We start from the raw sequence: 12,268 nt of genomic DNA, 5'->3' as shown, positions 1-12,268 counted from the left end.
TCTGTGTCCGATGGGGAGAATGAAAGGGGAAAGAGAATTTTGAAGAAAAAGATAGTAGCGATTAATACAACGATTATGCTTGGCTTAAGCAGTATACTTGCAGTTCCGGGTGTTGATGCCCAATCGATCCAGGATATGAAAGAGAAAAAAGAAGCAATCCAGGAGAAGCGTTCAGGTGTGGAGTCCGGCATACATAATGCGGAACAGACTATTAAAAAATTACAAGGTCAACAGGAAAGCCTGGAAGATCAGATTTCTCACATTGAAAATGAAATTAGTGATTCAGAAGCTAAGATTAAAGAAAAAGATATTCAAATTAAAGAAACCGAAGCTGAGATTGAAAAGTTAAAAGAAGAGATTGCTATTTTAATAGAAAGAATCGAAAAGCGGAATGAACTTCTCAAAGAGCGTGCTGTTTCCTTCCAGGAAAGCGGCGGGGACGTTAGCTATCTTGAAGTTCTGCTTGGGTCCAGCAGCTTCAGTGACTTTGTCGGACGTGTAAACGCCGTTGCGACGATCGTCGAAGCTGACCGAGAAATCCTGGAGCAGCATGAAGCGGACAAAAAAGAACTCGAAGAAAGCCAAAATGCCGTTGAGCAAAAAATGGCTGATTTACAAAACATGCTGGCTGAGCTTAAACAAATGCAAGCAGGCCTTACAAAGCAAAAGCAACAGAAAGATGCTTTGATGGCTAAATTAGAGGCAGAAGAAGAGCATACACATGATTTGAAAATGGGCCTTCAGGAAGAATCAGAAAACCTTACCGCTCAAGCATCAGCCATCCAGAAAGCGATTGAACTGGAACAATCACGCCGTGCAGAGCTTGAAGCAGCAAGAAAGCGCGCAGCGGCTGAAGCGAGATCCGGTTCAGGCGGCGGTGGTGAAAGTGTAAGCGCGGCTCCGAAAATTTCGTCTGGAGCATTCACAAATCCTTCAGCAGGTCGTTTAACATCCCCGATGGGTCCACGCGGGGGCAGACAACATGCTGGAATCGATATTGCCAAAGCTGGTGCAGTTCCTATCGTTTCTGCGGCTGACGGAGTGGTTATGCGCGCATACTTTTCCCAATCTTATGGTAACTGCGTCATGATCACGCATTCCATCAATGGACAACAATATACGACTCTTTATGCACATCTGCGTTCCATGAATGTCAGCAACGGCCAAGTCGTTGCAAAAGGCCAAAAAATCGGCATTATGGGGAACACAGGAGCGTCAAGAGGACAGCATTTGCATTTCGAGATTCACAAAGGATCTTGGAATGTCTCTAAATCAAATGCCGTAAACCCATTGAATTATGTTTCTTATTAATTAAGAATCTATAATAATATATACCCCTTTTAGTAGGGAAATAATCATAGAAATGAATAGTTAGATAAAGCAGCCAGGGAATGGATCCTTGGCTGCTTTGTTTTTATCGAGAACTCTTTCGGTTTGTGGCTGCTTAGGATAAGGCGGGGTGTCGTCTTTCTATGGCCTACCAGTGTTGACGGTGGTTCTCGACTTTTTTGCAATCATTTTGATTACTTCTCTTTGTTTTTTTGCGAAATTCCTGATTTATTTGGATAATCCTTTAGGGAAGGATGAGGTTATTTCAATCGATAGGCAGTATTTAATTTTTGTGAGCGGTTATGTGTATTTATGAGCGATTATTGAGATTTGCGAGCGGTAATACAAATTTACGAGCGATTATTGAGATTTGCGAGCGGTAATACAAATTTACGAGCGTTTACCAAGATTTGCGAGCGATTATGCAAATTTACGAGCGCTTATCCGAATTTACGAGCGACTACCAAGATTTACGAGCGATCACCAAAATTTACGAGCGATTACCCCGAATTACGAGAGATGCTACACATTTGATAGAAAAACCTACCTTCTCTTTATAAACTTACCCTCAAAAAAAAGAGCACAGCATATTTCGTACAAGCCCTTCATATGATGGAGTAAAACGGACCAGGATGATCGTAATCCATGGTGATTCCTTATGGAAGAAGGAGACGAAGTTATGGGAAAAAAGTGGGTATTCCCCCTGGTTGTGATACTTTCACTCATCATGGGGGTTGCGGGAGGGGTATATCTTACCTCACAGGCACCGAACCAGGATATCAAGCAAATGCTAGTGGGAACAGAAAGTAAAGAGGACGCTGCCAAAAAGGAAAACGGAGCCACAAGCACAGAATTGAAAAAAGTAGAACAAGCCTACGAACTTATCCGCGGGCAATATATTGAAAAAGTAAAAGATGAACAGCTAGTGGAAGGAGCCATAGAGGGGATGCTTTCCACGTTAAAGGATCCTTATTCTGTTTATATGAACAAAAAAACGGCAGAGCAATTCGGAGAGGCGTTGGGTTCTTCCTTTGAAGGTATTGGCACTGAAATTGGCGTGGAGGATGGCAAAATCATTATTGTTTCTCCTTATAAGGATTCACCAGCCGAAAAAGCAGGCCTCAAGCCTAAGGATGAGTTGCTAAAGATAAACGGGGAGAGCGTGGATGGCCTGAATTTATATGAGATGAGCCTCAAGATACGCGGGAAAAAGGGAAGCAAGGTTACGCTTGAAATCAAACGCTCAGGCGTAACGGAGCCGCTGACTTTGAAAGTTACTCGGGATGAGATTCCGGTTGAAACGGTTTTTTCTTCGATTAAGAAGATAAATGATGTGAATATCGGTTACATTGAATTGACTACCTTTTCGGAAGGTACAGCGAACGACTTCAAAAAGCAATTGGAAGCGATGGAGAAAAAGAGCGTAGAAGGACTGGTCATAGATGTACGAGGAAATCCCGGCGGCCTGCTATCTAGCGCCCAGGAAATCCTTCGCTTACTTGTAACAAAAGATAAGCCGTACCTGCAAATCGCGCAACGGAATGGAGACACAGAGACATTTTTTTCGGAATTAACAGAAAAAAAGAAATATGCGATTGCTGTATTGACTGACAAAGGAAGTGCCTCTGCAGCGGAGATTTTGGCCGGCGCGTTGAATGAAGCCGGGGACTATCCGTTAATCGGAGAAAAAACTTTCGGAAAGGGTACGGTCCAGCAAGCTGTACCAATGGGAGACGGCAGTGATATCAAGCTGACGTTATTCAAATGGCTGACACCAGACGGCAATTGGATTCATAAAAAAGGCATAAAGCCAACGATTGAAGTCCACCAGCCGGATTATTTCAACGTTCATCCATTACAGGTCGAAAAGACATTTAAACGCGATATGACCAATCCGCAAATCCAATATGCTCAAGGGATGCTTAAAGGACTGGGGCTTGAACCGGGAAGAGATGACGGCTATTATGACGCGAAAACCGAGATTGCCATAAAAGCTTTTCAACAGCAAGAGGGTTTAAAGATTACTGGTGAAATGGATCAAAAAACAGCCACAAAATTAGAAGCAGCCATTGTACAAAAGATACAGGATGAAGACAATGACATTCAATTAAAAACGGCGCTTTTATTTGTCGCAAAGTTAAATGATCAGTAATGTATTTAATTGAATATAGGGAAAGTCTGGCACCTGAATACAGGCCAGACTTTTTTCTTTTGTGGAGATATAGGCAGGGCAGAACCAGTTTGTTAAAATGAGATAATAGATTCTTTTATTATTTTTAAAAATATAGATAAAGGATGGTGAACGGAGCTTGACTGAAGAGTGGCTGTTTGCGTGTTTAAAAGGATTGGGAACATTTTTTCTTCATCCGGTTTTTTATTTTTCTATCATACTATCAATCATTATGGGTTATCTTCGGATTAAACGGGAAAGAAGCGACTTCCATGTCCGCGTCCATGATATGCTTCAGGAGCTTCGTTCTCTGTTGCCCCTGGGAATTGTTTGGGGACTTATCCTTTCGCTGGTTACGCTCGGAGCGGGCCTTGTCATCCCGTTTGCTTCGTTGCTGCTGATCGGCTTGTTGTCCCTTATCCTGTCGGTTACGATGCAATTCAGGCTGCTCTCGCCGGCGTACAACTTTGGACTGGCCTTTTTTATCATCTTCCTTTTCTTTTTTTATGGCCGTGATTTGCAGCTTCCAATATTTCAAGAAACGTTTGCTAGTCTCGATCAACCGGTTTATCCGGCGCTAGCCGTCCTGCTTGGTCTGTTGTTGATAGCGGAAGGCTCTCTGATAAGCAGGAGTGGGCAGAAGAAGGCTTCGCCGAAACTGCTGATTTCGAAACGGGGCTTTACAGTCGGTGCTTATGTTTCCAAACGTTTGTGGCTGATTCCGATGTTTATTCTTGTGCCGGGCGGGAGCCTCCCTGCCCCGTTTGAATGGTGGCCTGTATTTTCGGCAGGTAGCATACACGTATCGCCGTTGTTTGTTCCGTTTTTACTCGGCTTTTCCCTTGAGGTAAAGGGTGAACTTCCAAAGCGGGCCATCGCAGCTTATGGAAGGAAGGTCACGATTCTGGGCATAGTGGTCACCGCGATTTCCATCGTTGGTAACTGGTATCCTGCCCTGACGGTAACAGCAGTGGTGCTGGCAATGCTTGTCAGGGAACTGATTGCGTATTTTTCTAAAGGCAATGATAAGCAAATGCCGCTCTATTTTTCAAGAAGCAATCTCGGGGTCCGTATTCTTGGCATCATTCCGCAGTCTCCCGCAGAAAAGATGGGCCTTGAAATGGGCGAAATTGTTACGAAAGTAAACGGAGTCATTGTCCGTGACGATCGAGAATTCTATGAAGCCCTCCAAGTCAATCGGGCCTATTGCAAGCTTGAAGTCATCGGGAATAACAGCCAAATCCGCTTCACCCAGCGCGCGCTTTTTGAAGGTGAGCACCACGAACTTGGGATTTTGTTTGTGGAAGGGACGAAAATGAGTAAGGGGCGGGTTGTGTGAGTGTTAATTTTCAGAAATTCGCGGAACGGCTGAGCCTCTTGAAGAATGGAATATAGGATTGGTTGATAAAAATCAAATTGTCATACCCTTCTACTTAAAATGAAATCAAGTAAAGCTGGCGCAACAACCAGTAAAAGGATTAATCTCCCATGAGTGCTACCCTACAGGGCGCGACAGTCGGTGGAGTCAGACTAACGGATGGGCTCAAAGGCACCATAGTTCAAAGACCTTCTTCGCCAGTATTAAAACAGTATAGACTGCCTGATCCATTTTCATTCTCTGTGGTGCAGCGCCGATTTTGAGCTGCATGGGTGGCTAACGGGGCAGGTTAGTTGAAAAACAAATCTTTCATTATTTGAAGAAAAAGGAAATTCTAAGGATTTGTTTTTAAATAAAGGAATGAACCACTCTTTCAAAGAAGAGTGGCTCATTCCTTGGTTTGTTATAGATTAGCGATTTAAGAGTTCGATTCTATAATGTAAAAGGAAAGGAAACCACAACATTCCAAATTTCCTTTAGGTGGTTTGAGCTGGTTTCTATTTATGATGTCACAAATGTAAATCTTTCTTTGCTTACTATTTGTGTATCAAATTGATATACTTTTTCGATATAAATCTGATGCCATATCATGAATGTGAAGATTGACCATAGCTTTCGACTGTTATCTCTCTCGTCGCTAACATGAGCAGCAAGTAATTTATAAATCTCACCTTTGTTAAATAGCGAGTCTGTTTGGCTGTCATTGATTAACTGGATAGCCCAATCATACATTTCATTTTTTAGCCAATGTCGAATAGGCACTGGAAACCCGAGTTTTTTTCTGTTCCATACATGTTGTGGCACTATTCCTTTTGCTGCTTCACGCAGAAGGAATTTGGTCTGACCATCTTTTATTTTTTGGTTGCTGGTTAGTTTTGAAGCGATGCTAAACACCTTTTTATCCAAGAAAGGCACTCTTACTTCCAATGAGTTAGCCATTGACATTTTATCTGCCTTTAATAAAATGTCTCCTTTCAACCAGGTTTGGATATCAATATATTGCATTTTTGTGACATCATCATAGGAAAAAGAATTGGAGTATAGCAGATCCGTTACTTTTTCATTTTCTGCATTAGATAGATATTGAACTAATAGATGCTTCTTTTCTTTTTCATTAAATATATTAGCATTGCCGATATACCGTTTATTCAGGGGGGTAACGCCCCTCTCAATTAAGCTTTTCCCTCTGACCCCATCCGGAATGCAACTAGAGGCAATTTTTAATAGAGCTTTAATGGGAGACGGTATGTAGGTAAACGCTTGTAATGATTGGGGTTCCCTGTATATATTATATCCCCCGAACAATTCGTCTGCTCCTTCTCCGGATAAGGCTACCTTTACATGCTTCCGGGCTTCTCTGGCCAGGAAAAATAAAGGAACAGCAGCAGGATCAGCTAGCGGATCATCCATATGCCAAATAATCTTCGGCAATTTATTCATAAATTCTTCCGGACTGATTAAATATGATATATTTTCGACATCTAAATGATGAGCTGTTTTTTTGGCAATATCAATTTCACTGAACCCCTTCGTTTCAAAGCCTACAGAAAAGGTTTTTATCTTTGGATTTACTTCTTTTGCTAAAGAAACGATAAAGGAAGAATCAATCCCTCCAGAAAGGAAGGCTCCAATAGGTACATCACTTCTCATATGAACGTTTACTGAATCTATTAACGTGTCTTGGATTTCTTTTATTAACTTAGAGTTTTCCGTGTTAGATGGTTTAAATTTCGGCTCCCAATAAGAGTGAAAATTCATTCTTTCTCCAGGCTTTTGGGTGAAATAATGACCAGGTGACAATTTTTTAATAGACTTAGTCATCGTGTTAGGTTCAGGAACATATTGAAAGCTTAAAAAATGCTGGAAAGAATGTATGTCCAACTCATCTTCAATGGCTTTTAATATCGATTTTTTCTCGGAAGCGAAATAAGTGATATTAGTCTGTTCACAATAAAAGAAAGGCTTGATCCCGAAATGGTCCCTGGCACCATACAGTCTCTCCTCGAGCTTGTCCCAAATGACAAAGGCAAACATGCCGCGCAGTTTACGAGCGGTTTCTTCCTTTATTCTGCTATAGAGAGCAAGGATGACTTCCGTATCGGTATCCGTGCTGAATTTGTGCCCGTATTTCATCAATTCTGCTTTAAGCTCGACATAGTTATATATTTCTCCATTAAATATAATCCAATATCTTTCATTTTCATAAGAGAGAGGCTGACTGCCCTTCTCCACGTCTATGATACTTAATCTTCTAAAACCAAAATTCACATATTCTTCGAAAAAATACCCTTCATCATCGGGGCCCCTATGGATAATTGAATGATTCATTTCCCTTACTTGTTCTTGAATCTCGTTATTCAGCGCCCAGGGATGACTGCTTAAACATCCTACAAAACCGCACATTCTCTCCACCTGCTTCTTACTTCATTTTTTGTATTGTCGTTCTAATTGGTTGTGCAGAACGTCTTTAATATTTTTCCATTTCATCGCACTTAAATTAGTATAAAAGCATGGATGCCGTAAGTGGTTACAAAATAGTTACAGAATGCGTCGATAGGAACATTGATATGAAATCTGTGGTTCGCTACTTTATAATCTCTTTTCAATAACTCAGATGACCTTTGATTTCATTTACTTGCTGTCCCTGAGACGAAAGAGAAAACAAGATTCCTCCAATTGTATTCAGGGGCAAGAACCTCTCAGCATACGCTGAAAGTGTTATACTTAAGTGTCACTCGATTGAGTTAAAAAATAGTATGATCAATGATTCTTCAGGTAAAGTCTCATTATAGTGTGGCAGAAGGTTTGGAAAAATCTATTTATCTAAATCTTCATTACTACTAATATTGTAATTTTTTTGTAACTTTTTAACTGTCAAGGAATTTTATAATAAAGTTAACCCATAATGGACTAAATGATAGGAGTATACAGCGTGGATAATAGAGCGAAATGGAAGATATTGATGTATATCTTGACTGGGTTGATGTTATCAGGCTGTAGCATGGTAAAATCACCCGGTGATTTAATTGAATCACCTCAGCTGCATGACGGGCAACAGCTGAAAGTCAGGGCTGCACTCAATCAGCTTTTGCCATCTGGCATAGAGTTTATAACACCCAAACAAGCTGCGATAAAACAGTCCATATTCATTGAAGATGTAAATGGTGACGGGAAACAACAAGAAGCCTTTATTTTATATAGAAATTTAAAGGAAAACGAGCAAGTTCATTTACTCGTTTTACAGAAAAAAAAACAAGATTGGATACAAATATCAGATATCGAAATGGATTATATCAATCTTGATTATTTTGGGCTTCACGATTTGGATGATGATGGAGTAATGGAGGTAACCATGGGTTTAGGGACTTCGGATTTCGAAACCGAGAAACAGCTGGTCATATATAAGTGGGATACGGCTGGGCTCATGAAACAAATGAAGAGAAGCTACCATTTATTAGACATCGCGGACTACGACGGCGATACAAAAATGGATATTCTCCTTGTAGACGGAAAAAGAAGAGAATCCTTTACAGCAGATTTGTTCCGTTATGAAGACAGTAATCTAGAGTCTCTTTCGGCCGTAGATTTAGAAGCATTTTCCTTTCATGAGCATATGGTGAACGGTAAATTAAACGACGGCCATCAGGCATTATTTATTGATAGCATGATTGGCGTCCATTCCATGCTCACTGAAATAATAGCGTATGATCATGGGAAACTTGTGAAAGTCGGGGAGGAACATGGTAGTTTACAAATGAAAAAATATCCCCTGTACAGCAAGGATATAAATAATGACGGTATAACAGAGGTAGGCGGGATGTATATCCCTCAAGGCTGGGAGGATGCTTTATTCGAGGACATCCCATTTATCGAATTTTATTCAACGTATTCCATAGAGGGGGCTCCCAAAAAGATTACCGAACGGTTTACCGAGCGGGTACGCAGGTTTTATATAGAGATTCCCTCTGAATGGCATGGTAAGGTTACAGTGAAAAAGATCAAAAATGGAATTCAATTACTATCGGTTTCTAATCAGAAACCAGTATTTGAGGTGAAATGGAAAAAAAAACAATCCCTTGAACCATCAAAAGAAAAAGTAGTTTTACAGAAAACAAAGGATACCGTTTTTTATTCAGGTCGCAAAGAAAATGAAACGTTTCCTTTTAGTCAGTTTCATTTGTTGGAAGATGAGTTTTAAGTCAGGGGGAAAAATGAATAGAATCCTTGTTGTTGAAGATGAACTATCTATACGCAGTTTCGTTTGCTTAAATCTGAAAAAGAGAGGTTACGATGTACGGGAAGCGGAAACAGGAGAAGATGCATTGAGTTTTTTCCAAAAGGAACAGTATGATGTCGTGCTGCTTGACCTCATGCTTCCGGGGATAGACGGATTTGAAGTTTGTCAGGAAATTAGAAAGTTAAATCAGACGGTTGGGATTATTATGCTTACAGCAAGAACTCAAGAGGAAGATAAGGTGGAAGGTCTTATACTCGGAGCCGATGATTACTTGTTTAAGCCCTTCAGCATCGTGGAGTTAGAAGCAAGAATTTTCTCGCTTTTGCGCAGGATCAATCTAAGCGGCAGAGTTTCATTAGAGGACAGTGCAAAGGTTGCTTCAGGTCCCTTCCAGTTAGAATTAAAAAACAAAAAACTGCTATCCTCAGGCAGAGAAATCAACTTAACACCAACTGAATATTCGATTCTCCATTTTTTAATGACTCATCAGAACAGAGTGTTTTCAAGAGACGAACTGTTAGATGAAGTGTGGGGTCAAAACTATGTAGGTGATTTAAAAGTAGTTGACGTCAACATTCGGCGCATTCGCCAGAAAATAGAGAGTAATCCTTCCTCCCCAGTCTATTTATGTACCGATTGGGGACGTGGATATCTATGGAAGGGTTAGAAGATGAAACGTAAAGTCATTCTATATTTCATGATTATTATCACCCTGACTTTAGGATTGGTAATGGCTGTGTATGGGGGAGCATTAACAAAGTATTACTACCAGGGTATAGCCAATGCTTTTCAAAACCACGCTGAAGCCATCAACCCGATTTGGGAAATGGGAAGTGAGCAGGGTTATCGGAGTCTTGACGATTATAGCGATCTTGTAATTAAAAGCTATCAATATGATGGAGCCGAATTACAGCTATTGAATTATGATGGCAAACTTATCCAATCATCAACAGGCTTTTACGAAGATCAAACCTACTCCATCGATCCAGATGTCTTTTCCTATCAGACCATATATAAAAAAGAGGAACTTGAACAATCAGGAGGGAAAGTTTTGGCTGTGTACACACCTCTTCTGTTTGATGGACAAACAGTAGGTGTCCTTCGTTATGTTTCTTCTATAAGTAAGGTACAGGATTTAATTAGCAGTTTACTAGGCTATGGATTCTTAATATGTCTAAGTGTCGCAGCGATTGTCTTTCTTGTCAGTCTTCGCCTTGCTGATTCCATTGTCAGGCCGGTTAATAAAATTATTCAATTCACTCAGGAGATGTCAAAGGGCCGGTTTGAGAAAAGAATAGAAGAAACGTTTCCTCATGAACTTGGAGAAATGTCGCAAACACTTAATTATATGGCTGAAGAAATCGTTAAAATGAATCGGTTAAAAACAGATTTCATCTCTTCGATTTCACATGAGCTTCGAACGCCTTTGACGGGGATAAAGGGTTGGGTAGAGACGATGGAATCACCGGAGGGCTTAACGGAAGAAGAAAACAAATTCGGCCTGCGTATGCTTAACAGTGAATCTGAACGGCTCATGAATTTAGTTGAAGATCTATTAGATTTCTCAAGGTACGAGTCAAATCGAATCACAATTGTCCCAACCGTAATCGAATTTGACGGACTCATTAAAGATGTAACGCTACAGCTTCAAAATACGGCGAACGAGAAGGACGTTCAGATGAAGCTAGTATGTACCCCTGTTTTAATTAATGCTGATGGCAACAAGATAAGACAGGTATTATTAAATTTGTTGGATAACGCAATTAAGTTTTCTGATAGAGGCAGCGAAATTGAAATATATCAGTACTTAAAAGAAGATATGGTCGTCCTGAAAATCCAAGATCATGGTATTGGGATCAAACAGGAAAAATTAAAATATATAATGGATTCTTTTTACAAAATTGATTCAAAATCAATTGGGACAGGGCTTGGATTAGCGATCACCCGAAATATCGTCGATAAACATGGGGGAACCATCGAAGTGAAAAGCGAGTATGGTACAGGAACAACGGTACTTGTTTGCTTGCCTTTAAATGGAATGAATAAGAAGAAACACTCATGACTGATATCTAAATCTTTCAATATGGAGGAAAAAATCATGCAGAAATTAATAGTAATGTTGCTCGGCATTTCTCTACTTTTAGCGGGATGCGGAACTACAGCAAATGATCAGGCTGCGGAAGAGGAAAAGCCAGTGTCAGAAAATGATACGGATAGTAATCAAGACACTAAGACAGATTCACAAAATATAAAAAGTAATGAAGATACCAAAACGGTTTCACAAAGTACGGAAAACAAAAAAGAAACCAAGGCAGATTCACAAAGTACGGAAAGTAAAAAAAACAATACTGAATCACCTAATACAAAAAACAATGAAGAAACCAATGCGTCAAAAAAGAATACATCCTCCCCTGTGTTAGGTGAAAAGGCAAAATATATTATAAAACTTAATGAAATAAAAAAAAGCTTAGGTGAATTTGATAAAGTATTGGAAACTGGAACACAAGTAGAAATGGGCCAGGCTTATGGGGAAATTTTCACAAGATGGGATAATGCTTTAAATGATATCTATGGAACTTTAGAGAAGCAACTTTCTGCTAATGAAATGGATAGGTTAAGAGAAGAACAGCGAGAATGGATCATATACAGAGATGAAACGGCACAGAAAGAATCATTGAAGTTTGAAGGGGGCACTATGGAATCATTAGAATATATAAGCATACAAGCACGGATTACAGAAGAGAGATGTTATGACTTAGTTGAAGGTCATATGAATTAGTATTATGTACGCCATCAAAAATATTGCTTTAAACCTCTCGTAGTAAAGATACGAAGGAAATGCCTTTTATTGCTTATATGAATTGGTCAGGGGATGATTTTCCATAATCAGGCGCCTTTCTTTATACCACAGCTGAAATTCGCAAGAACGTCCAGGCTTTTATGAAGAATATAAATCCTATGACAGTCATTGACCGACTGTGTATAAGGATGGAATCAAGTGCAATTCAGGAAAATCTATAGTTCAACTTATATAGTTCATCTAATTTCTACAAGTATTTCTATAAAGAAGGGTATACAAATTTTTAATTTTCTCTAATAAGTAGAACTATTTATGAGTCTTGAATAAGTAAAAAAACCAAGTAGTTTTTAAAGT

8 protein-coding genes are annotated in these 12,268 nt (G+C 39.9%); 7 read left to right on the top strand and 1 reads right to left on the bottom strand.

Going from position 1 to position 12,268, the window contains the following annotated elements; translation table 11 throughout:
• Positions 1 to 39 precede the first annotated feature (39 nt).
• From LQ216_RS05250 to LQ216_RS05240, 3 genes are all read left to right on the top strand, one after another.
• Positions 40 to 1,311 (top strand): M23 family metallopeptidase, encoded by a 1,272-nt coding sequence (locus LQ216_RS05250; protein WP_230127382.1) that lies wholly within the window; start codon positions 40 to 42, stop codon positions 1,309 to 1,311.
• A gap of 697 nt (positions 1,312 to 2,008) precedes the next feature.
• Positions 2,009 to 3,481, top strand: coding sequence for a S41 family peptidase (locus tag LQ216_RS05245; protein WP_230127380.1), 1,473 nt, complete (start codon positions 2,009 to 2,011; stop codon positions 3,479 to 3,481).
• Between the two features lie 157 nt (positions 3,482 to 3,638).
• Positions 3,639 to 4,838, top strand: a complete 1,200-nt coding sequence (locus LQ216_RS05240) for a PDZ domain-containing protein (RefSeq protein WP_230127378.1) — start codon at positions 3,639 to 3,641, stop codon at positions 4,836 to 4,838.
• A gap of 540 nt (positions 4,839 to 5,378) precedes the next feature.
• Here the strand turns inward: LQ216_RS05240 and asnB are convergent.
• Positions 5,379 to 7,280: an asparagine synthase (glutamine-hydrolyzing) gene (gene asnB, locus LQ216_RS05235; protein WP_230127376.1), complete on the bottom strand. Its 1,902-nt coding sequence runs from the start codon at positions 7,278 to 7,280 to the stop codon at positions 5,379 to 5,381.
• A 529-nt stretch (positions 7,281 to 7,809) separates the two neighbouring features.
• Here asnB and LQ216_RS05230 point away from each other — a divergent pair.
• The 4 genes from LQ216_RS05230 to LQ216_RS05215 are packed head-to-tail and all read left to right on the top strand — an operon-like array spanning position 7,810 to position 11,893.
• Positions 7,810 to 9,075: a VCBS repeat-containing protein gene (locus tag LQ216_RS05230; RefSeq protein ID WP_230127374.1), complete on the top strand. Its 1,266-nt coding sequence runs from the start codon at positions 7,810 to 7,812 to the stop codon at positions 9,073 to 9,075.
• A gap of 13 nt (positions 9,076 to 9,088) precedes the next feature.
• On the top strand, positions 9,089 to 9,781 hold the full coding sequence (locus LQ216_RS05225) for a response regulator transcription factor (protein WP_230127372.1): 693 nt from the start codon (positions 9,089 to 9,091) through the stop codon (positions 9,779 to 9,781).
• A gap of 3 nt (positions 9,782 to 9,784) precedes the next feature.
• Complete coding sequence (locus LQ216_RS05220) at positions 9,785 to 11,176, top strand: sensor histidine kinase (RefSeq protein WP_230127371.1); 1,392 nt, start codon at positions 9,785 to 9,787, stop codon at positions 11,174 to 11,176.
• 36 nt (positions 11,177 to 11,212) lie between these two features.
• Positions 11,213 to 11,893, top strand: coding sequence for a lysozyme inhibitor LprI family protein (locus LQ216_RS05215; protein WP_230127369.1), 681 nt, complete (start codon positions 11,213 to 11,215; stop codon positions 11,891 to 11,893).
• Positions 11,894 to 12,268 lie beyond the last annotated feature (375 nt).

This window comes from Bacillus sp. CECT 9360, assembly GCF_918741275.1.
Lineage (GTDB): Bacteria > Bacillota > Bacilli > Bacillales > DSM-1321 > Peribacillus.
Note: the sequence above shows the minus strand (reverse complement) of the source record. Positions and strands in the feature narration are given on the sequence as shown.